Source organism: Gordonia sp. IEGM753, from assembly GCF_050321825.1.
In the GTDB taxonomy this organism is placed as follows: Bacteria; Pseudomonadota; Gammaproteobacteria; order Pseudomonadales; family Pseudomonadaceae; genus Aquipseudomonas.
The window spans coordinates 740226-761996 of sequence record NZ_JBNQGB010000002.1 but is presented as its reverse complement, the minus strand read 5'-3'; the positions used below and the strand labels follow the sequence as shown (position 1 = coordinate 761996).

The following is a 21771-nucleotide window of genomic DNA, read 5'->3' as shown; positions in this document are numbered from 1 at the left end:
CGTAGGAAACTGGCTTGCCAGTGATGGCGATGTCGATGTCGAGTGCGCCATCGCCGGCAAGCCGGGCTCCTACAGATCTGGGCCAGCGCCCGAAATCACGGCCTCCCGCAAACCCGTAGGAAACTGGCTTGCCAGTGATGGCGATGTCGATGTCGAGTGCGCCATCGCCGGCAAGCCGGGCTCCTACAGATCTGGGCCAGCGCCCGAAATCACTGTCTCACGCAAACCCGTAGGAAACTGGCTTGCCAGTGATGGCGATGACGAGAACGCCATCGCCGGCAAGCCGGGCTCCTACAGATCTGGGCCAGCGCCCGAAATCACTGGCCTCACGCAAACCCGTAGGAAACTGGCTTGCCAGTGATGGCGATGTCGAGTGCGCCATCGCCGGCAAGCCGGTTTCCTGCGGGCATTTTTGTGAATGTGCACTGAGTTGCAGGCGTAGTGACACTTGTTACCAAATGACATATATTCGCATTCATGTAGGTTGCCCCCTTCAGGATGCCGCAGTGCCAGCCCACCTTTCGCCCCTCCCAAGCCCTCGTAATCAGTTGCTGGCGTTGCTCTACAACGATCATCACGGTTGGCTGCAGAATTGGCTGCGCAAGAAGCTTGGCTGCTCCCATCGCGCAGCGGACCTGGCGCAAGACACGTTTATTCGGGTGTTAACCCTGGCCGAACCAGAGCGTTTACAGGAACCTCGAGCATTTCTGACCACCACTGCCATTCGCTTGCTGATCGACGGTGAGCGGCGGCGCAAGCTGGAGCGGGCATACCTCGCGATCCTGGCTCAAGAGTCGCAAGACGCTGCAGCCATCAGTCCTGAAGCATTTCATCAAGTTCTGGAGTTGCTGGAGTCCATCGCACAGTTGCTCGAAGGCCTGGCCGAAAAACCGCGGCGCGCTTTTTTGCTCAATCGACTGGATGGCTGGTGCCATGCCGAGATTGCCGAGCATCTGGGTGTTTCCAAAAGCATGATCAAACAATACGTTGCCCAAGTGATGGTGCATTGCTATTCGGCAATGTATGGCGGCGCGGCATGATGCCCCGCCATGAGCCGTCACATGAAACCGTGCTGGCGGCAGCGCAGTGGATGTCGCTGCTGCACTCCGGTGATGCCGATGATCAGGCTCGTGAGTCTTTTGCCCAGTGGCGTGATGCCGACCCAAGCCACGCCTTGGCGGCTTCCCGGTTGTCCCTGTTGTGGGGGCGCTTCGATGGATTGCCCAAAACCCGCGCGCGTAAAACCCTGGACCGGGTGATGTCGGCCAAGCGAAATGGCGGGCTGCGGCGCACAGGCAGCTGTCTGGCGTTGCTGATTGCGGCCGGTGTGGCGTGGCAAGGTATGCAGCTGGCGCCGGTATGGCTGGCGGATCAACGCACGGGATGGGGTGAGCGGCGCGATTGGGTGTTACCCGATAACAGCCATCTGCAATTGAATGGTGATTCGGCGGTCGATCTGCATTTCGATGGGCAGCAGCGCTTGATCGAATTGCGGCGCGGCGAGTTGTGGGTTCAAGTCGCGAAAGATCCGCAGCGGCCATTTGTAGTGCGCACCGAACACGGCACCGTCACAGCCCTGGGCACCCAATTCATGGTGCGCCGCGAGGGCGATCGCACGCAGGTTACGGTACTGGAATCGGCGATTGCCGCGCGTCCTGTTGAACAGCCCGAGCGCGCGGTACGTGTTGCGGCGGGTCAGCAAGCCGCGGTGTATTCGGACCATGTGGATGCGCCGATCAGCATCGGTAATAGCGACCCGGCAGGCTGGACGCGTGGTGTACTCAAAGTAGATGACCGTCCGCTGACCGAAGTGCTTGATGAGTTGGCGCGTTACCGCAAGGGCGTATTGCACTACGACCGTCAGGGGCTTGCTGATCTTCGAGTGTCTGGCTCGTTCCCGCTGGCGGACAGCGACGCTGCATTGGCGGCATTGCAGGCCAGTTTGCCGATTCGTGTGCAACGGTTTACTGACTGGATTGTGCTGATCAAACCCGAAGGCTGAATGATTGCCGCACGTTGCTACAGGCGAAAAATATTTTTCGCCGTCACTGTCCCGTTGCCAATCTCGCCCGTCATGGCCTGAGAAAACCAAAACAACTTCCAGGAATTGCCCATGACCCGCCCTGTAGTTCGGCTGCATCCGCTTGCGGCTGCGCTGTTCCCGATTTTCCTTGCTGGCGTTGCTGTGCCGGCCGTTGCCGATACGTCCCCAGCCTCCCAGGCCCGTGTGCAGACTTTCGCCATCCCGGCAGGCGAGTTGGGCGCAGCGTTGAGTACGTTGGCCGAGCAGGCCGGCGTTGCCCAGGCGTTCGATCCAGTGCTGACGCGCGGCAAACAAACGCCGGGCCTCAACGGTCGCTACAGCGTCGAAATGGCCCTGGCGCAATTGCTCAGCGGCACTGGCCTTACGGCGGTGCAGGTCGGTTCGACGTATCGTCTGCAGGCACTGCCGTCGGGAGCGGGTCAGGTACAACTCGACAGCTTGTCGATTAACGCGCCTCAGGTTGAGGACGGGCCATTCGGTGCCGTTGACGGTTACGTCGCCCAAGACAGCATCAGCGCCACCAAGACCGGCACGCCGATTCATGAAACGCCGCAGTCGATTTCGGTCATCACACGCGAGCGAATGGAAGCGCAGGGCGTGCAATCAGTGAATGAAGCGTTGCGCTATAAACCGGGTGTTTCGAGTTACGGCGCCAACAATCGTTCGGACTGGTACACGGTCATTCGTGGGTTCTCGCCGACCACTTACCTGGACAGCCTGCAACTGCCTACCACCATTAACCTGGCGAGCTGGATAGTCGATCCGTACCTGCTGGAACGGGTTGAAGTGCTGCGTGGGCCTGCGGGCGTTTTGTACGGGCAGGGCGATCCCGGTGGCGTGATCAATCAGGTTTCTAAGCGCCCAAGCCCGGTGGCGGCCAATGAAGTGGGCGTGCAATACGGGACGGATGCGCGCAAGCAATTGAGCTTTGACAGCACCGGTCCACTGGACGATCAGGGGGTATGGTCTTATCGCGTGGTGGGCGTGCTGCGCGACCAGGACATCCGTGATACCCCGTGGCAGGACAAGCGTCAGTCGCTTGCGCCCTCGCTGACTTTCGCCCCGGATGACGACACGCGTTTCACCCTGTTGGCCAGTTACCTCTACGACGACAGTAACTCCGGCGATGGCTTTTTCCCTTCGGCAGGCACCATCGACTACAACCCGAACGGCCACATCAAACGCAATGTATTTCCGGCAGACAAAGATTTTCAGAAATACGAAAAGAAGCAGATGTCGTTGGGTTATGAATTCTCCAGGCGCCTGAGCGATACCTGGCAAGTGCGGCAAAACCTGCGTTATTCGCACCTGGATCTGAACGACAACATGATCTACGGCGGCGGTTTTCAGGAGGGCTCGCTAACCACCATCGATCAGTGGGCCGGCATCGCCGATTTCACCTATAAACGCTGGACGGTGGACAACCAGGCCCAGGCTGATTTCAACGCGGGTGGCATCGACCACACGCTGTTGCTGGGCCTCGATTACCAGCACCAGAATGCTTCCGATGACGAGGTGTACGCGCTGGCGGCACCACTGAATGTTTACAACCCGGTGTTCGTGCCGTTCGATCGCTCGGTGTTCAACGACCCGCTGAACAGTTACCCGACCAAGACCGATTCAACGCTCAACCAAACCGGTTTGTATGTGCAGGATCAACTGAAGTTTGATGACCACTGGCGTCTGACACTGAGCGGTCGTTATGACTGGGCGAGCAGTGAGACCCAGGATCATCTGGCGAACAGCAGGGTCGATCAGAAAGATGAGGCGTTCAGCGGTCGCGCCGGCCTGGTGTATTTGGCAGATAACGGTCTGGCGCCTTACATCAGCTACTCAACGGCGTTTACCCCAAACTCCGGGATCGACGCCGACGGTAAACCGTTCGATCCGACCGAAGCCAAGCAGTACGAAGCGGGCATCAAGTTTGCGCCCAGGGATGTCAATGCGACGGTGACGGCGGCAGTGTTTCAGATTACTCAAACCAACGTACTGACCCCCGGCCCGGTCAATTCGAATTATTCGGTACAAACCGGTGAAATTCGTAGCCGTGGTTTTGAGCTTGAAGGCACGGCGAGTCTGAGCCGTGAACTGGACCTGATTGCCAGTTACACCTATCAGGATGTGAAGATCACCAAAGCCAACGATGCCAGCGAAGGCAAGACCCCGACGTTCATCCCAATCCCGCGCAACATGGCCTCGCTGTGGGCCGATTACACCTTGCGCGACGGGCTGTTCAAGAACTTCGGGGTGGGTGCGGGTGTGCGCTATGTCGGCAGCAATCCGGGCGCGGCGGACAATTCGCTGCAAGTGCCTTCCTATACGGTATTCGATGCCTCGGCTCATTACGTGACCGGGCCATGGAAACTGGCAGTGAACGTCACCAACCTCACCAACGACGATTACATCTCCGGCTGCTACGACGCCACTCGCTGCCTTTACGGCAATCCGCGCACAGCGGTGGCATCAGCCACCTATCGCTGGTAAATGCAGACCTGTGGGAGCCTGCTCGCTCCCACATTTTTTTGTGGTGTCAGTAAACGTCGCGGCGATAGCGACCTTGTTCGATCAGGCGGTCGACTTCTTCCAGTCCGATGATCTCGTTTAGCGTGTGGTCCACGCCTGACGCCATTCCCTGCAGGCTGCCGCAGATGTAAATCACGGCACCGTCGGCCAGCCATTGCTTCAACTGGTCGGCCGACTCACGCAGGCGATCCTGTACGTAGATTTTCTGTTCCTGATCGCGTGAAAACGCCAGGTCCAGGCGCTCCAGATCACCTGAAATCAGCCACTCTTCAAGCTCATCGCGGCACAGATAATCGTGTTCCCGATTACGTTCGCCAAACAACAGCCACTGGCGTTGTTGGCCATCGGCGATGCGTGCCTTGAGTAAACTGCGCAGCCCGGCCAGCCCTGTGCCGTTGCCCAGCAGAATCATCGGTACCGGCTCGACTGGCAGATGGAAACCGCTGTTGCGCCGAACCCGCAGGCTGATAGTGCCGCCCACTGGCGCATGCTCGGTCAGCCAACCCGAGCCAATGCCCATCGAGCCATCGGGGTGCAGCTCCTGACGCACGATCAGCTCCAGCACACCGTCGGCAGCAATCGAGGCAATGGAGTATTCGCGCATGGCCAATGGCACCAACGCGGCGACCAATGCCTGTGCGTGCAGGCCGACCAGGTGGGCCCGGTTCTCGGGCAGTTGGCGGCTGGCGAGTGCTTGCTCCAAGGGTTGCGACAAACCATCGAGTTCAACCATCGCGCGGCCGTCGATGCCCAGGCCATCGAGGAAATGCTCGATGACCCAAGGGCAGTTGCGTGGCAGCACTTCTACCAGATCACCGGCCAGCCAACTGCTGGTGGATGGCGCCGTCAGGCCGAGCATGTAAACGCTTGAGCCGCTGCTGTCGGGGTTGAGTAACTCGCGACGGCTGAGGGTCCAGTTGTCGTAGCTCGGTGCTTGCCAAGTGTCGACGGGGGCTTGTCCAGTCAATAGTCCAAGCTGTTGCTGCCAGTGGCGCAAGGCGTAAGGATCGCCGCTGTCGACTTCTACCGGGGCAAACAGGGTCTTGCCGCCGCGCTCACCCAGCCAGGTATGCAGGCGACGAGCGAAACCGCAAAAATGTTGATACTGACGGTCACCCAACCCGAGCACCGCATAATTCAGGCTCTGGAAGTCCAGCGCACGGCTTAGCACTTTGCGCTCGAAACCGCGGGCACTGTCTGGAGCCTCGCCGTCGCCGAAGGTGCTGACCACGAACAAGGCGTTGCTGGAATCACGCAGATCCTGCTCGCTGACATGGGCCAGCGGCTGAACCTTCACCGGCAAACCTGCCGCCTGCAATTGCCCGGCAGTTTGCCACGCCAATTGCTCGGCAAAACCGCTTTGGCTGGCAAAGCCGATCAGCCAGGCCGGTGCATCACCCTCCGGTTGCTCAAGACCTTTTCGAGCGTGTTTGATCTGCTTTTTCTTGCGGCGACGATCAAGGTAAAGCAGCCAGCCGGTGACAAAAAACAGCGGCATCGTCAGTGCGGAGAGGGTCAGGATGATCCGCCCGACCATGCCGAAATAGCTGCCCACGTGCAGGGCGTAAATGCTGGTCAGCAGTTGAGCCTTGAGGCTCTTGTCACTATAGCGGTCGTGCTGCTTGACGATGCCGGTGGCCGGGTCGAGCGTGATCTGGTTCAGCGCTCGCTCATGCGGCGACGTATTCAGCAGGTAGTAAACCGTGGCCGGCTGACCGGCGACCGGCGGCATACGAATGTTGTAGGCACTGAGTGCCGGGCCGGCGGCGCTGTAGATGCTGCTCCACATCGCGGCGTAATCGGCCGTCGGTGCCGGACCACTTGGCGCTGGGCCACGGCCGCCGCGTACGCGTTCGTTCTGTGGCGCATCCGACAGCAATCTGGTCAGCCCTTTGCTGTACCACTCATACGACCAGGACAACCCGGTGAGCGCTGCCAGAAGATAAAACACCAGGCACCAGGTGCCCGCCACTGAGTGCAGATCCCAGTTAAAGCTGCGACCCTTTTTCTTCCAGTCCAGGGTCAGCCAGGCACGCCAGCTGTTCCACTGGCGCGGCCACCGCAGGTAAAGCCCGGACAGGCAAAAGAACACCAGAATCAGTGTGCAGGCCCCAGTGATCTGGCGGCCGGTGTCGCCCATGGCCAGAAAGCGGTGAAGTTGCAGCATCAGGCCGAAAAAGTCCTGGCCGGTGGCGTCACCCTTGAACTCGGCGGTGTACGGATCGAAGTAGCGCATTTGCCCACGGCGTTCGCCCGGTGGCGGGGTGAAGAACACCCGCGCAGCGTTGCCGCTGTCGGTCTCGACCCACAGCGCCGAGACTTTCAGGCCTGAGGCGCCCTCGATTTTTTCAACCAGTTCGGCTGGCGGCAGTACGCCGGCAACTTGCTGCTCGACGTGCAACACCGAGGGGTTCAGTGCACGCAGGATCTCATCCTGAAACGACACCATCGCCCCGGTGATGCCCATCAAGGCCAGGACCAGGCCGGCGCTGATGCCAAAAAACCAGTGCAACTGGAACAGGGTTTTCTTAAACACGTCGCTCGCCTTGTACGTTCGAAAATGATCATCACGACGCGCATTATGCCGTGACTTGTCGAGAAGCATTCTTTTTTACACACAAAAGCCCCGTTCAATTGAATGAACGAGGCCCTTGTATTCACACCTCTGTCAGAAGTGGAAGTTGGTGCTCAGCAATGCCGTACGACCCGCCGCCTGGTTGGCGAAGTGAGTCGAGAAGGCCTTGTCGTAGTAGGTTTCGTTGGTCAGGTTCTGCACGTTCAGTTGCAGATCGACGTTTTTGCTCAGCTTGTAAGCCGCCATCGCGTCGTAACGAACGTAGGAATCAACCATGGTGGTGTTGGCCACACTGCCAAACACGTCGTCAACATAGAACGCGCCGCCACCGAGGGTCAGCTTCGGCGTGACCTGATAGGTCGTCCACAGGCTGGCACTGTTTTTCGGCGTGTTAGGCAGCTCATTACCGTTGTTGGCTTTGTTGGCCGCCAGGTCACCACCGTCCACTTGCTCGCTGTCCATGTAGGCATAGCCGGCGAAGACTTGCCATTTGTCGGTGATCTTGCCGGTGGCCGACAGTTCGAAACCTTGAACGCGGGTTTTGCCGACGTTTTCGTACGACGTGGTGTCGACTTGAACGCGCGCGTTGTCTTTCTCGGTGCGGAAGATGTCAGCGGTCAGCGACAGGCGATTGTTCAGCAAGTCCCACTTGGTGCCGATTTCGTAGTTCTTGGTGGTTTCCGGCTCCATGTCGCTGCTCAGCAAGTTGCCGCTGCGGTCGAACGAGTTGCCCAGCGGGTTGCCTTCCTGGCCTTCACCCAATGTAGCGCCAGGTGGCGTGGCAGAGGTCGCGTAGGAGGCGTAGATGCTGCCGTTTTCAGCCGGTTTGTAGACCACGCCGAACTGGCCGGTGACGAACTCGCTGGTGTCTTTGGCCTTAGACTCGATCCCTTTGGTCACGATAGTGGCACCGGACCCATCATAGGAACGGTATTTGGTGTCGAAATGGTCGTAGCGCAGGCCCATGTTCACCAGCCATTGCGGCGACAATTCCAGCGTATCGAACGCGTACAACGCGTACGTATTGGCCTTGGTGTCGGTGCCGGCGTAGTTGCGCGAAATCGCGCCGTTCCATGGGTCGTTCGGGTTCGGGTTGGACAGCGAGGTGCAGTTGTAGCCGCTGGATGCGCCGATCAACGCCGGCGAGCAGTTAGTGGTCGCGGCCGCTGTTCTCGGCGTGGTATCGGTGTTGACGTTGTATGAGGATTTCTGACTTTCCTCACGGCTCAACTCGATACCGGTGTCAAAACTGTTCTTGAAACCGGCGACGTAGAACGTACCGAACAGATCGGTCTGGTTAGTCGTGGTTTCAGTGTTGCTGACGCGGGTGTTGGCCCGGCGCCACACGCTGCCGTTGTTGACGTTACCCTTGCTGTCGTCCGGCTGGGTCAGGATGTAGTCCTGCATGCTGGTGCCGTGGCGCAAGGTGTTCTTGATGGTCAGCGCATCGTTCAAATCATGTTCAATGGCGAAGGTCGCGGTGTCGGTGCGGCCCTTGCGGAAATCACGGTCGTTGAGGCCGTAGAAGTTGCTGCTATCGCCACCGGCGTAAGGCTTGTCCGGGTTGGATTTGGTGCGCGCGGCCGAACCTGCGACGGGAATGGTGTAGGGGATGCCCGAATCGGGTGTGTCGTTACTTTCCAGATGGTAGTAATCGAGGTTGACCCGTGTGTCGGTGCCCAAGCCGAAGGCCAGCGATGGCGCGATGCCCCAGCGGTCGTAGTCGACACTGTCGCGGCCGGCGACGTTGCTCTCGTGGCTCATCAGGTTCAGACGGCCCGCAGCGGTGTCGGTGAACTGATAGTTACCATCCAGGGTGTAGCGCTGGGTCTGGTCGGAGCCCCAGGTGAAACCACCGTCGAACGAATCGCCCAAGTGCGCTTTTTTGCTCACCAGGTTGATACTGCCGCCGGCAGCGCCACGGCCGCCAATGGCTGAGTTCGGGCCCTTGCTGACTTCGATCGATTCAACAGCGAAGATCTCGCGACTTTGTGAACCGGTGTCGCGTACGCCGTCCAGGTAAGTGTCGCCCTGCGCGTCGAAACCACGAATGAATGGACGGTCACCCTGTGGGTTGCCACCTTCACCGGCACCAAAGGTGATGCCCGGTACGGTGCGCAACGCGTCTTGCATATTGAGCGCGCCGGTGTCCTTGAGAACTTGTTGCGGAATGACGGTAACCGAGCGCGGCGTGTCGACCAGCGGCGCGGTGTACTTGGGCGAGGAGGCTTTTTCCACGTTGTAGGTGGTCGTGTCCTGGGCTTCGGCGTTGATCGCGGTAGCGTCCAGGGAAATCGCCCCGTTCGATGCTTTACCGTCAGTTTTTTCTGCGGCGAACACCATGTGGCCCGCCGAGCCGGCGGTAATTGCCACGCCAATCGCAGAAGCGAGCAAACGCGGTGAACTGACAGGTAATTGTGATTGTTGGCGTGACATGTGAATTCCCCTCCCCAAGGATTTGAGGTCGCGGAATATAGGGTAAACGGGTATTCGTATCAATTGCGAAACATTACTATTCGCACTGAATTTACATTCTTTACAATTTGGCCTTACGGTTTTTGGTGATTCATTCGTCTGCAGGGTTTTACACAGTCAATAAGAATCAATACCATTGGCGTCCCTTGAATTCAGGTGTTTTCTAATGCTGCTGCACATTCCCGGCGTGTTCGCGAAAGAAGAAGTGCAGCGCATTCGCGAGGCGCTGGAACAGGCCGATTGGGCGGACGGCAAGATCACCGCCGGCTATCAGTCGGCGAAGGCCAAGCACAATCTGCAACTGCCGGAAGGGCACGCGTTGGCGAAGGAAATTGGCGGGGCAATGCTTGAACGCCTGTGGAAAAATCCGCTGTTCATGTCAGCGGCGTTACCGCACAAGGTTTTCCCTCCGTTGCTGAACTGTTACACAGCAGGTGGCAGTTTCGACTTCCACATCGACAACGCTGTCCGCCAGGCAAAAAACAGCATTGAACGGGTACGCACCGATCTTTCGGCCACGCTGTTTTTCAGCGAACCGGACGACTACGACGGCGGTGAGCTGGAAATCCAGGACACCTTCGGCACCCAGCGCGTGAAGCTGCCCGCCGGTGATCTGGTGTTGTACCCCGGCACCAGCCTGCACAAGGTTAATGCGGTCACTCGCGGCACCCGCTACGCCTCGTTCTTCTGGACGCAAAGCCTGGTGCGCGAAGACAGTCAACGCGCCTTGCTGTTCGAGATGGATGGGGCCATTCGTCAACTGACGCAGGACGTGCCCGACCACCCCTCTCTGATTCGCCTCACCGGCACTTATCACAACTTGCTGCGACGTTGGGTCGAGGTATGAGTTTTCAACTGCGCCGTGAGGAAGTCCTCGACGCTGATCGCCTGAAGATCATGCTCGAAGAAAGTCCGGCGCGGGCCGCTCAGGCAATCCTTATTGCCGCTGGCGAAGGTGAGCTCGATGCGCAGGCGCTGCTCGGGCAAATCCTGCTGGACGGGCAGGGCATCGAGCAGGATCAGCCCTTGGCCTTTCGTTGGTTTGACATTGCTGCACGGCGCGGGCATCTGATGGCGCGCAACATGCTCGGTCGTTGCCTCGAACATGGCTGGGGCTGTACCGCCGACGCTTCTTTAGCCGTCCGGCATTACCGGGTGGCTGCCGAGGCAGGGCTGGATTGGGCAATGTACAACTACGCAAACTTGCTGGCGACCGGTCGCGGCGTTGCCGAAAATCAGGCGCTAGCCATGAACCTCTATCGCCGTGCCGCGGAACTCGGGCATGCCAAGTCGATGAACCTGTTGGGACGTTATCTGGAACAGGGGCGTGAGTGCCCGGTGGATGTGAGCGCCGCGCATGATTGGTATCGCCGCTCGGCACAGTCCGGAGACTTTCGTGGGCAGTTCAGCCACGGTGCCGTTCTGGTAGAAAGGGGCGAGCACGAAGAGGGAATCGTCTGGTTACGTCGCGCCATGCTCAACGGCAATCAACGCTTCCTGCGGGTCAGTGCCGAGCACTTGCGCGAGGCAGCCGATCCTCGGCTGAACGAAATAGCGCAAGAGTTCTCCCGCCATGAGCGAGCAAACTTTCCTCAACTATGAGTAACTATTAATCAGCGCTATTTTAGGCGAGCTGGTTTCGAATTCTTTTCTTATACATAGTTGCGCGGGTTCCTTTGACTTCACTTTTATAAGTGACTTAGTCTTTTGGTTGGCGCAACAGTCATTCCTGTTGATTGTTGCGTTATCCCGATCAGCTTAATGTTGTTCGGCATAATCTCGCTTTTAATTAATGGAATAGTTATGAGCAATAGCACATTGTGGGAGCGCTCTTTAGAGGGCGTGAGTTACGAAAAGCTGACCGAGTTCGCCACGGTTGTTCCGAAGATGCTAAGTGACGTTTCAATAGCAGGCGCGGATGAAGTGATGCGTGATACCGGTTTGCTGCTAACCAAAAAACAAGTTATTGATCTTAGGAAGTATGAGGCTGCTGGACTGGCGTTGCCTTATACGCTTAAAGATGTCACTAACTATTTGAGTTTCGGCGCGGGACAGAATGGCGGGAATGGCCTCAGGGCATCCGACTTTCTGAAAACGTTCACTGTGACGCGTGATCATGCCAAGCGCTGGTCACCCCTGCGTGAACGAATCATGGTCACGGGTACCGAACTAAAGATATTTGGCCAGAGTATGGAGATTTACGGCCGAAGCATGGAAGAGGTTTACAAGGATTTACGATCTTCGGCGCTGATCGAGAAATACAATATTCAAACGGTTGCGGAATTTAAAAAACTTCAATTTGACTGGGTTGGCAGTTTCCCGGGTCTTGAACTTGATGCTGATACCATTCCCGACATGCAGCACTATCTGGCTAAGATATTTGACCAGGTTAAATCAAACCTTGCGAATGTTCGAAGCATTAAAGCCGATCTGGACAGCTTCGGTTATGAGCTGCGAGAAATTGTGCTGCCCGGTATAAGGTTGCGCGTTTCCCTGATTAAAACCAACGCGTACCCTGCCGAAATAAAGTTGCTTGATGAGGTTATTGGTCGTCGATCGATTGAAATAGAAGAAAAAAATACGCAATACAAAGCGCTTGTTGAAAAGGCATTAGGGGCTGCCGCAGGATTGAATATTTTCGGTCTGGGCATGGCCATTTACTACGGTGTGGAAGCCGAGAATGTGAGGGGCGAGCGCAAAAAGCTTAATGATGCGCAGGATAAGGACATTGATGTACTGCAAAACAAGAACCAGACACTCGGCTCCTTGAAACGCGTAGAGCACGACCTGCAAAACCTCACGGTTATCGCCGTGGATGCGGAGCTGGCAACGCAAAACCTGATGCACGTCTGGAACGTGATGCATATATACGTCGATCAATCAGCGACAGCCATTGCGGATATCCATGACGCGCTGAGCTTAAGGCGTTTCATGGTGCCCTTCCGACTGGTTGTTGCTCCGTGGGTGACTATTTACAACGACGCCGATGCATTGATTCAAGTGTTCAAGGATGCAGATCGCGACTATGGCCAGCAACAGACAATGGCGGTACCCAGGATGGCAGCTTTTTCAGCTTTTTCAGCTTTTTTCCTCGATCAGGCATATCCAGCGTTTGACCTGAAGGCATTGAAAGATAGCCACAACAACTTGCGCGACCACGCGATTGAAGCAGAAACGCTTTTTATCAGGCTGGAATACTTGCCTGATGTATTTGCCAGCTGCAAAACGTTGCTGGGTGATATCGGTGCGTGTGCCCGTGAACTGCGAGATTCAAGTCTGAACAGCAAGATGGATCTGGAATCCAAGGTTCGTCGATTGACTGCACTTGAGCAGGAGCGATCAGGTGCCGTAGAGGGTTCTCAGGACTTAAAGGAGATAGAGGAAGACCTCGCAGCGGCACTTAAGGCACTCCCTGCGATTACTCGTAATGAAGCGAAAAAGCTCAAAAGCCGCTTGGCCAATATTAGTGGTGCCTATGCTAAAAATATCACGCACGGGTATATCTTGGGCCATGAGAGAGATCAGGCTGTCGCGTCTGCGGCAAAAGAAAAGATAAGTGCAGCGTTGGCTAAATGTCAGGAAGAGTTGCGTGTGGTTTCTGCAGCCATCTCGGTGATCGAAAAAGCCGGAATCGAGAAGGTCGGTAAAAATGTCGAATTGACTGTCGATAAAATAAGAGAGTTGGGGATGGCCCCGCCGGAAGCGCAAATTATTGCCTACGCCATTGAACAGTTGAAACAAACGCTGGCGGACATCAATGAAGGTATTTCCTTCATGAGCATGATTAATGAAACTAGAACGTTGCAGAGAAAAATACACAGTCTTGAGCGTAAAGTTTTTCTTGAAGATAAAGCGCTAAGTCAGTCAATGGGTCGTGTTGCGTTCATTCATACGGTTCATGCCATGGACGACCAGCGTAAGATTTTTGCGGGTGAGTACGAGAAAGCAGTCACCGCGTTTACACGGTACCTTGCCATTGCAGACGCTCATCAAAGTGAAGACATTGCCGAGGCCAAGATCCAGGCAAACAAGTTTATTGCCATACTTGCACCTTGCTCAGTTCCCTAGGGCCATATTTCATGTATGAGTTTCTGCTGGCAGAGAAACATTTCAGGTCATTGAAAAAGTATTTTGATTTTCTTCGTGCACTGCCTGCGGTACTGGATAAGCTAAAAATCTATTCGGATGGTTTACAACGTAAAGGACATGTGTTGATTGAACCGCCGGACGCTGAGCGCTTGAAATTCATGGCCTCGATGAGTAGCGGGTATCTGGCTCGACTTGAAGCCGAGATAGCCATGTTGGGACAGGCTTGTCATCTGAATATCAGTTACATTGAAACTTTCTCTGACGAGTGTCGAAAGATCGCTGCAGAGTCCGCTATGCAGGGCAAGAATTTGAGCATTGGCGCTATCGACTTCAAGCTTTTAAGTTTGTCCAGGTCTCCGTGGTGGATATGGTTTCCTCCCCGGGATGTAAAAGGACTGACCCATGAGCTTTATTTTCGGTTGGGCCGAACCACTTCAGCGTTATTGGAATTCAAGGCGATTCCAAAAGAGTTGCATCTCGATATTCATAATGTGTTTGAAGGTTTTCTACGCGCGTTGTCCTTTCCTCCCTGTCAGTGCCACCTGCGCTATTCCAGGATTGAGGGATGGTATGTGGACGCGGGTGGTAACTTGCCGGGTATGAATAACCCCTTGAGCCCGGGAAGTTCGGGGCCAGGGCGTCTGGCTCGGTCAAACGAGCACTTGAGGGAATTGCGCGTGCTAAAAAGAGAAGCCTGTTCGGCCATTATCAACCTGAATGACTTCGTGTTTGTGATGTGTCGTTTTGTGGCAGTTGCTGAAAAAGACCTCTTGGCGGTTAAGCCAACGATGAAGCTGGCGCAGTTAGTGAGCTCATTGGCACATATCGAAAATGTGCTCAAAGAGGTCAAATCAATGGCGGACACAATGCAGCGATGGTCGCTTCCATAAAAAAAGGTCCATGACATGACGTCATGGACCTTTTCTTCAGACTGCGCGATTTACACGTAGAACGATTTCAGCGGCGGAAAGCCATTGAACTCAACGGCGCTGTAGCTGGTGGTGTAAGCACCGGTCGACAGCCAGTACAGCCGATCACCAATCGCCAGGTTCAACGGCAGGCCGTACTTGTAGTTTTCGTACATGATGTCGGCGCTGTCGCAGGTAGGGCCGGCGATAACAACTTCTTCCATTTCGCCTTTCTTCTCGGTCCAGATCGGGAACTTGATGGCTTCGTCCATGGTTTCGATCAGGCCGGAGAACTTGCCCACATCCGTGTACACCCATCGCTCGACAGCGGTGCGGGATTTACGAGCAACCAGCACCACTTCACTGACCAGGATGCCGGCGTTGGCGATCAACGAACGGCCCGGCTCCAGAATGATTTCCGGCAGGTCGTCGCCGAAATCTTCCTTGAGGAAACGGATGATTTCCTCGGCGTAGGTTTCCAGGCTGTTGGTACGAGTGATGTAGTTGGCCGGGAAGCCGCCGCCCATGTTGATCAGCTTCAGGTGAATGCCGTCTTCTTCTTTCAGGCGCTCGAAAATCACTTTGACCTTGGCAATCGCCGCGTCCCACACGCTGATGTCGCGCTGTTGCGAACCCACGTGGAACGAAATGCCGTAAGGCACCAGGCCCAAGTCGCGGGCGAGAATCAGCAGGTCCATGGCCATATCGGTCTGGCAGCCGAACTTGCGCGACAGAGGCCAGTCAGCAGTGGTCGAGCCTTCGGTAAGGATGCGCACGTAGACTTTCGAACCCGGTGCAGCCTTGGCAATGTTACGCAGGTCGGCTTCAGAGTCGGTGGAGAACAGGCGCACGCCCTTCTCGTAGAAGTAGCGGATGTCCTTGGATTTCTTGATGGTGTTGCCGTAGCTGATACGGTCGGCGCTGACGCCACGGTCCATCACTTTGTCCAGCTCATAGATCGACGCGATGTCGAAGCTCGAGCCTTTCTCTTTAAGCAGGTCGATGATTTCGATGGCCGGGTTGGCCTTGACTGCGTAGTAGACCTTGGCGAAATCGAAACCGGCGCGCAGGTCGTCATAGGCCTGGCTGATCATCGCGGTGTCGATCACCACGAACGGGGTTTCTTGCGTGTCGGCGAACGCCTTCAATTTGTTGAAGGTATCGCGCGCGTAATAGTCTTCGACGTTAATCGACATGCTGGGAACTCCTACTGGCAAACTAGATTGATCAATGGGTGCAAATGAACGTCCTCCGTATCCCCACTTTGGTTCGCCTACTTCCCAAGGCATGTCGCCGAAAGCAAAAAGGCCATGGGAAATACCGCTTCCCTTGGCCTTGCTGTCTCGTCGTCAGTACTTGAGCCGGATGGATCGTTTCCAGCATGGACGTTCGGCGCGAACTTTAGGGCGTGAGGGGCTTGAGATCAACAAAAAATGTCGCGTTTTTGCACACATCCGTCGTGCGGTCCCGGACAGTTACTTATGTAACCGACCGGTGTGACGGATTGATGTTCCCCGAATGAGGGGCTTTGAAGGGATTCGTGCTGACTGTGTGGCGAGGGGATTTATCCCCGTTCGGCTGCGAAGCAGTCGTAAAACCTTAGCCTGCGGAATATCAGGTACACCTTGAGCGAAGGTTTTCAGGGCGGCTTCGCCGCCCAACGGGGATAAATCCCCTCGCCACAGTTAGGTCAGGCGACAGCAGTCTCAGCGGGCGACACGATGCTGGTCTTGCCGCCACGGGACTTGCCGGAGCTCAGGTACTCGGCAATCGATTCCTGTGTCACTTCACCGAGGAAGACCCGCTCGGCATCCATCACCGGCAGCCACGAGCGGTTGAACTCGTACATGCGCGACAGCAGGATGCGCAAATGTTCGTCGTACGCCGCAGTGGCGTTGAACTCGCGCAGGTATTGCGCGCAGGTACCGGTCTGACGGTGCAGGTCGCGACGTCGTACATAACCGAGCGCCTTGTTATCAGCGTCCGTAACCACCACATAGCGGCGGTCGAGTTCGTCCATCAATTCGAGCGCTTCGGCCACCGGTGTTTCCGGGCTGACCGATGGCGCGTTGTCCGCAGCGTCTTCGGCTTTCACCAGCAACAGACGCTTGAGCGTGCTGTCCTGGCCTACGAAGTTGCTGACGAAGTCATCCGCCGGGTGCGCAAGCAGCGTGTCCGGGTGATCGATCTGCAACAGCTTGCCGGCGCGGAAAATCGCGATCTTGTCGCCCAATTTGATTGCTTCGTCGATGTCGTGGCTGACCATGATCACGGTCTTGTTCAACGCACGTTGCATCTCGAAGAACTCGTTCTGGATCATCTCGCGGTTGATCGGATCGACGGCGCCGAACGGCTCATCCATCAGCAACAGCGGCGCATCGGCCGCCAGCGCTCGAATCACGCCGATCCGTTGCTGCTGACCACCGGACAATTCACGCGGGTAACGATTCAAATACTGCTTGGGCTCAAGCTTGATCATGCTCATCAACTCGCGTGCGCGGTCGTGGCATTTCTGCTTGTCCCAGCCCAGCAGGCGCGGAACGATGGTGATGTTTTCTTCGATGGTCATGTTCGGGAACAGACCGATCTGCTGGATCACGTAACCGATGTTGCGACGCAGGGTCACTTCGTCGAGGTCGGTGGTGTCTTCACCATTGATCAAAATCTTCCCGGAGGTGGGTTTGATCAAGCGGTTGATCATCTTCAGCGTGGTGCTTTTGCCGCAACCCGATGGCCCGAGGAACACACAGATTTCGCCTTCATTGACGGTCAGGCTTACCGAGTCCACGGCTTTCACATCTTTGCCGTTGCTTTGGAAGGTCTTGCTGAGGTTTTGAAGTTCGATCATTTCAGGAGTCCTTTTGGAGTCAGCGTGCGTTGCAGCCATTGCAGAAGCAGGTCGGCGAAGATGGCCAAGAGACTGACCAGCACGGCGCCGACGATCAGCATCGACATGTCGCTGCGGCTGATTGAAGCGAGAATGAGTACACCAAGGCCACCGGCGCCAATGGTGGCGGCAATGGTCATCACACCGATGTTCATGACCACGGCAGTGCGCACGCCGGCGAGAATCACTGGCACCGCGATGGGCAGTTCAACCATGCGCAAGCGCTGGCCGAAGGTCATGCCGATGCCGCGTGCGGCCTCACGAATGCCCGGTTCGACACCGGTCAGGGCCAGGTAGGTGTTGCGCATGATCGGCAGCAGCGAGTACAGAAACACGGCGGTGATCGCCGGCATCGGGCCCAGGCCCTGACCGAATTTCGAATAGAAAGGCAGCAGCAGGCCGAACAGCGCAATCGATGGCACGGTGAGTAACACGGTGGCGCTGGCTTGAAGTGGACCTGCCAGCGACGGGAAACGCGTCATCAGAATGCCGAGCGGCACGCCGACAAAAATCGCCAGCGTCACGGCGATACCCACCAGCGTGATGTGCTGCCAGGTGAGGTGCAGCACCAGCGGCCAGTCGAGATGGGAAAAGGCGTTCAGAAATTCCATGTCTTTTCCTTTTTTAGTTGAGTGGATGCTGGCGCAAGAAATCTGCGGCAACGGATGAGGGGCTTTCGTGACCGACATCGACCCGCGAATTCAGCTCGCGCATGGTTGCGTCGTCGAACAGCTCCGCCAGCGGCTTCAGCTCTTCAGCAAGTGTCGGGTGAGCGTCGAGGTAGACCTGACGCACCACCGGTGCTGCTGTGTAGTCCGGGAAGTAATGCTTGTCGTCTTCGAGCAATTTGAGTTTAAAAGCGTTCAACCGGCCGTCGGTGGTGTAGACCAGACCGGCAAACACCTGACCGTTGCGTAGCGCGGTATAGACCAGGCCGGCGTCCATCTGGCGGATGTTTTTGCGGGTCAGGTTCATGCCGTAGAGTTTGACCATGCCGTCCAGACCGTCAGAGCGGTTGGCGAACTCGGTGTCCAGCGCTACCAGGTGGTTTTCCTTTTGCTCGGCCTGCAGCACCGTGTTCAGCTCGCTGATGGTGTTGATCTGCGGGTAAGCCTTCGCGGTGGTATCTGGCAACGCCAAGGCGTAGGTGTTGCTGAATTTCGACGGGGTAAGCCAGACCAGACCTTTTTTCGCGTCGAGTTCTTTCACTCGGGCGTAGGACTGTTCGCTGTCGAGTTTCTCGGTGACGTGGTTGTACGCCACCAGCGACACGCCGGTGTATTCCCACATCAAGTCCAACTGGCCACTTTCTTGAGCGCTGCGCGCCAGGTTGCTGCCCAGACCGCCCGTCACTTGGGTCTCGTAACCCTTGGTGCGCAGGTACTGGGAGGTGATTTCGGCCAGCAAGGTTTGTTCGGTGAACACCCGGGCGCCAATGCGAATGACTGGTTTTTCTGCGGCTTGGGCGATTCCTGCGAACAGCAGAATGCAGCCTAGTATCAAGCTAATCTTCTTCATTTTTATTCCTTTGCCGAGGCTTAAGACGGGCGTAGGCCGCGTTCGAGCCAGAGGCGGCTGGCGAGTGTCACCAGACCGTCAAGCAGCAAGGCCAGCAGGGCGGTACACGCCGCGCCGAGCAACAGTTGCGGCTGATTATTCAACGCGATGCCAGGAAAAATCAGGCTGCCCAGGCTGTTGGCGCCAATCAGGAACGCGAGCGGAGCGGTACCGACGTTGATCGCCAGGGCCACACGCACGCCACCGATGATGATCGGTACAGCGTTCGGCAGCTCGACCCGCCACAGCACCTGACTCGGTGTCATGCCGATGCCCACGGCCGCTTCTTTCAGTGAGCCTTGAACGTTTTTCAAGCCTTCGTACGTGTTGCGCACAATCGGCAGCAACGAGGCGAGGAACAGGGCGAAGATGGCGGGACCGCTGCCGATGCCGAGGATGCCCAGGGCGATGGCGAGTACGGCAAGAGGCGGTACAGTGTTGCCGATGTTGAAGATCTGCATGAAGCGTTCAGCGCGGCCAACCATGGTTGGGCGACTGAGGAAGATGCCAGCAGGAATGCCCACTATGAGGGCCGCCAGCATTGACGCGAGGACGAGAATCAAATGAGCTTGCAGGTAAAACAACAAATCGTCGCGGTAATGTTCGATCGTGTTGATGCCAATCCAATGGACCAGCAGGGCCAGAAGGGCGACGACAACCGCACCTCCTATCAGCCCTTTGCCATAGCGAATAGCCACAGGCGGACTCCTTTTTTTAGTCGGCGAACGCAGTCCCGTGTGGCATGCCATTCCTGGCTGCCGGGAAAATCAACGTTCGCGAGAAGCAGCTCTTCATGCTGATAAAGCCGCATGAAATCGAGCCATAAGCGCAGCCTCGTCAGGCTAACTTGCTGATTTTTCAGACCCTGACGATAGTCGTATCAGGGGAGTGGACGCCTCCACGGTTTAAAAGGTTCCCATCTGCAACAGCATTTGGCCACCCCTAATGTGCTCAACGGTTCGGTTCCTGCTTCAAGTTGGGCTATAATCGCGGCCCTTTTTTGAATCACCTGCCAGGCGATTTCCCATGACCAAACAGGCCGCCGAAGTCGCGAAACGCCGCACTTTCGCCATTATTTCCCACCCCGATGCCGGTAAAACCACCATCACCGAGAAGCTGTTGCTGATGGGCAAGGCGATTGCGGTTGCCGGCACGGTGAAATCGCGTAAATCTGACCGCCATGCCACCTCCGACTGGATGGAAATGGAAAAACAGCGTGGTATTTCCATTACCACGTCGGTCATGCAGTTCCCGTATCGCGATCACATGATCAACCTGCTCGACACCCCGGGCCACGAAGACTTCTCGGAAGACACCTACCGCACGTTGACCGCGGTGGACTCGGCATTGATGGTGCTCGATGGCGGTAAAGGTGTTGAGCCTCGCACCATTGCGCTGATGGACGTTTGCCGTCTGCGCGACACGCCGATTGTGAGTTTTATCAACAAACTCGACCGTGACATCCGCGACCCGATCGAATTGCTCGACGAAATCGAAGCCGTCCTGAAGATCAAGGCTGCGCCGATTACCTGGCCGATTGGTTGCTATCGTGACTTCAAAGGCGTTTACCACCTCGCCGATGACTACATCATCGTGTACACCGCTGGTCACGGCCATGAGCGTACCGACGTCAAAATCATCGAGAAGCTTGATTCTGACGAAGCCCGCGCCCACTTGGGCGACGAGTACGATCGCTTCGTCGATCAGTTGGAATTGGTGCAGGGTGCCTGCCACGAATTCAACCAGCAGGAATTCCTCGACGGCCAACTGACCCCGGTGTTCTTCGGTACAGCGTTGGGTAACTTTGGTGTCGACCACGTGCTCGACGCCGTCGTCAATTGGGCTCCGAAGCCGTTGGCCCGCGTTGCCAACGAGCGCACCGTAGAGCCAAACGAAGAAAAATTTGCCGGTTTCGTGTTCAAGATTCAGGCAAACATGGACCCTAAACACCGCGACCGCATCGCCTTCATGCGTATCTGCTCCGGCAAGTACGAAAAAGGCATGAAGATGCGTCACGTGCGCACCGGCAAGGACGTACGAATCGGCGACGCGCTGACGTTCTTCTCCTCCGAGCGTGAGCAACTGGAAGAAGCGTTTGCCGGCGACATCATTGGCCTGCACAACCACGGTACGATCCAGATCGGCGACACCTTCACCGAAGGCGAAGTCCTGGGCTTCACCGGTATCCCGCACTTCGCCCCGGAACTGTTCCGTCGCGTGCGCCTGCGTGATCCGCTGAAATCCAAGCAACTGCGTCAAGGCTTGCAGCAATTGGCGGAAGAGGGCGCGACCCAGGTGTTCTTCCCCGAGCGCAGCAACGACATCATTCTCGGCGCCGTCGGTGTGCTGCAGTTCGACGTGGTCGCCAGTCGCTTGAAAGAGGAATACAAGGTCGAGTGCTCGTACGAACCGATCACCGTGTATTCCGCGCGCTGGATCGATTGCAGCGATAAGAAGAAGCTTGAAGAGTTCAGCGTCAAAGCGGTGGAAAACCTCGCCATCGACGGCGGCGGTCACCTGACCTACCTGGCCCCGACGCGGGTCAACCTGGCACTGATGGAAGAACGCTGGCCGGACGTGAAATTCCGTGCGACCCGCGAACATCACTAAGCGCTGGCTGGCTATACCCAAAACCCTGTTGCGAAAGCAGCGGGGTTTTTTATTGACCCGATTTTCGCCAGTTAACGCCGAACCCTGTGGGAGCGGGCCTATT

General features: G+C 56.7%; 16 protein-coding genes. 9 read left to right on the top strand and 7 right to left on the bottom strand.

The window, feature by feature from the left end:
• From ACQR3R_RS16450 to ACQR3R_RS16435, 4 genes are all read left to right on the top strand, one after another.
• Positions 1-361: hypothetical protein (locus ACQR3R_RS16450; protein ID WP_428273331.1), on the top strand; the 361-nt coding region annotated here is incomplete at its 5' end.
• 145 nt (positions 362-506) lie between these two features.
• Positions 507-1040 (top strand): sigma-70 family RNA polymerase sigma factor, encoded by a 534-nt coding sequence (locus ACQR3R_RS16445; protein ID WP_428273330.1) that lies wholly within the window; start codon positions 507-509, stop codon positions 1038-1040.
• Positions 1037-2002: a FecR domain-containing protein gene (locus ACQR3R_RS16440; RefSeq protein ID WP_428273329.1), complete on the top strand. Its 966-nt coding sequence runs from the start codon at positions 1037-1039 to the stop codon at positions 2000-2002. The genes ACQR3R_RS16445 and ACQR3R_RS16440 overlap by 4 nt, the downstream gene beginning before the upstream one ends.
• A 111-nt stretch (positions 2003-2113) precedes the next feature.
• Entirely contained in the window at positions 2114-4528 is a 2415-nt protein-coding gene (locus tag ACQR3R_RS16435) for a TonB-dependent siderophore receptor (RefSeq protein ID WP_428273328.1), read from the top strand.
• A 46-nt stretch (positions 4529-4574) separates the two neighbouring features.
• Here ACQR3R_RS16435 and ACQR3R_RS16430 read toward each other — a convergent pair whose 3' ends face one another.
• A complete protein-coding gene (locus tag ACQR3R_RS16430; protein WP_428273327.1) occupies positions 4575-7103 on the bottom strand; it encodes a PepSY domain-containing protein in 2529 nt (842 codons plus the stop codon).
• A gap of 132 nt (positions 7104-7235) precedes the next feature.
• Complete coding sequence (locus tag ACQR3R_RS16425; protein WP_428273326.1) at positions 7236-9578, bottom strand: TonB-dependent siderophore receptor; 2343 nt, start codon at positions 9576-9578, stop codon at positions 7236-7238.
• Positions 9579-9783: 205 nt separating this feature from the next.
• Between ACQR3R_RS16425 and ACQR3R_RS16420 the strand changes: the two genes are divergently transcribed.
• The 4 genes from ACQR3R_RS16420 to ACQR3R_RS16405 all read left to right on the top strand — a co-directional run bounded on the left by ACQR3R_RS16420 (position 9784) and on the right by ACQR3R_RS16405 (position 14596).
• Positions 9784-10464 carry a Fe2+-dependent dioxygenase gene (locus ACQR3R_RS16420; RefSeq protein WP_428273325.1) on the top strand — a complete coding sequence of 227 codons (681 nt, stop codon included), beginning with the start codon at positions 9784-9786 and terminating at the stop codon, positions 10462-10464.
• A complete protein-coding gene (locus ACQR3R_RS16415; RefSeq protein ID WP_428273324.1) occupies positions 10461-11219 on the top strand; it encodes a tetratricopeptide repeat protein in 759 nt (252 codons plus the stop codon). The genes ACQR3R_RS16420 and ACQR3R_RS16415 overlap by 4 nt, the downstream gene beginning before the upstream one ends.
• Before the next feature lie 201 nt (positions 11220-11420).
• Positions 11421-13685, top strand: a complete 2265-nt coding sequence (locus tag ACQR3R_RS16410; RefSeq protein ID WP_428273323.1) for an alpha-xenorhabdolysin family binary toxin subunit A — start codon at positions 11421-11423, stop codon at positions 13683-13685.
• 11 nt (positions 13686-13696) lie between these two features.
• Positions 13697-14596, top strand: coding sequence for a hypothetical protein (locus ACQR3R_RS16405; RefSeq protein ID WP_428273322.1), 900 nt, complete (start codon positions 13697-13699; stop codon positions 14594-14596).
• Positions 14597-14646: 50 nt separating this feature from the next.
• Here the strand turns inward: ACQR3R_RS16405 and ACQR3R_RS16400 are convergent, their stop codons facing one another.
• The 5 genes from ACQR3R_RS16400 to ACQR3R_RS16380 form a co-directional block, all read right to left on the bottom strand.
• Positions 14647-15810: a type III PLP-dependent enzyme gene (locus ACQR3R_RS16400; protein WP_428273321.1), complete on the bottom strand. Its 1164-nt coding sequence runs from the start codon at positions 15808-15810 to the stop codon at positions 14647-14649.
• 494 nt (positions 15811-16304) lie between these two features.
• On the bottom strand, positions 16305-17462 hold the full coding sequence (locus tag ACQR3R_RS16395) for a betaine/proline/choline family ABC transporter ATP-binding protein (protein WP_428273320.1): 1158 nt from the start codon (positions 17460-17462) through the stop codon (positions 16305-16307).
• Complete coding sequence (locus ACQR3R_RS16390; RefSeq protein ID WP_428273319.1) at positions 17459-18112, bottom strand: ABC transporter permease subunit; 654 nt, start codon at positions 18110-18112, stop codon at positions 17459-17461. The genes ACQR3R_RS16395 and ACQR3R_RS16390 overlap by 4 nt, the downstream gene beginning before the upstream one ends.
• A 13-nt stretch (positions 18113-18125) precedes the next feature.
• Complete coding sequence (locus ACQR3R_RS16385) at positions 18126-19019, bottom strand: glycine betaine ABC transporter substrate-binding protein (protein WP_428273318.1); 894 nt, start codon at positions 19017-19019, stop codon at positions 18126-18128.
• Between the two features lie 20 nt (positions 19020-19039).
• Positions 19040-19756, bottom strand: coding sequence for an ABC transporter permease subunit (locus tag ACQR3R_RS16380; RefSeq protein WP_428273317.1), 717 nt, complete (start codon positions 19754-19756; stop codon positions 19040-19042).
• Positions 19757-20084: 328 nt separating this feature from the next.
• Between ACQR3R_RS16380 and ACQR3R_RS16375 the strand changes: the two genes are divergently transcribed.
• On the top strand, positions 20085-21668 hold the full coding sequence (locus tag ACQR3R_RS16375; RefSeq protein ID WP_428273316.1) for a peptide chain release factor 3: 1584 nt from the start codon (positions 20085-20087) through the stop codon (positions 21666-21668).
• Positions 21669-21771: the final 103 nt, after the last annotated feature.

What these genes read in the sequence shown, in the direction of transcription:
- ACQR3R_RS16425 (WP_428273326.1), bottom strand. Translation starts at nt 9,578, where the DNA reads ATGTCACGCCAACAATCACAATTACCTGTCAGTTCACCGCGTTTGCTC.
- ACQR3R_RS16440 (WP_428273329.1), top strand. Translation starts at nt 1,037, where the DNA reads ATGATGCCCCGCCATGAGCCGTCACATGAAACCGTGCTGGCGGCAGCG.
- ACQR3R_RS16410 (WP_428273323.1), top strand. Translation starts at nt 11,421, where the DNA reads ATGAGCAATAGCACATTGTGGGAGCGCTCTTTAGAGGGCGTGAGTTAC.
- ACQR3R_RS16415 (WP_428273324.1), top strand. Translation starts at nt 10,461, where the DNA reads ATGAGTTTTCAACTGCGCCGTGAGGAAGTCCTCGACGCTGATCGCCTG.
- ACQR3R_RS16385 (WP_428273318.1), bottom strand. Translation starts at nt 19,019, where the DNA reads ATGAAGAAGATTAGCTTGATACTAGGCTGCATTCTGCTGTTCGCAGGA.
- ACQR3R_RS16375 (WP_428273316.1), top strand. Translation starts at nt 20,085, where the DNA reads ATGACCAAACAGGCCGCCGAAGTCGCGAAACGCCGCACTTTCGCCATT.
- ACQR3R_RS16405 (WP_428273322.1), top strand. Translation starts at nt 13,697, where the DNA reads ATGTATGAGTTTCTGCTGGCAGAGAAACATTTCAGGTCATTGAAAAAG.
- ACQR3R_RS16395 (WP_428273320.1), bottom strand. Translation starts at nt 17,462, where the DNA reads ATGATCGAACTTCAAAACCTCAGCAAGACCTTCCAAAGCAACGGCAAA.
- ACQR3R_RS16435 (WP_428273328.1), top strand. Translation starts at nt 2,114, where the DNA reads ATGACCCGCCCTGTAGTTCGGCTGCATCCGCTTGCGGCTGCGCTGTTC.
- ACQR3R_RS16390 (WP_428273319.1), bottom strand. Translation starts at nt 18,112, where the DNA reads ATGGAATTTCTGAACGCCTTTTCCCATCTCGACTGGCCGCTGGTGCTG.
- ACQR3R_RS16420 (WP_428273325.1), top strand. Translation starts at nt 9,784, where the DNA reads ATGCTGCTGCACATTCCCGGCGTGTTCGCGAAAGAAGAAGTGCAGCGC.
- ACQR3R_RS16400 (WP_428273321.1), bottom strand. Translation starts at nt 15,810, where the DNA reads ATGTCGATTAACGTCGAAGACTATTACGCGCGCGATACCTTCAACAAA.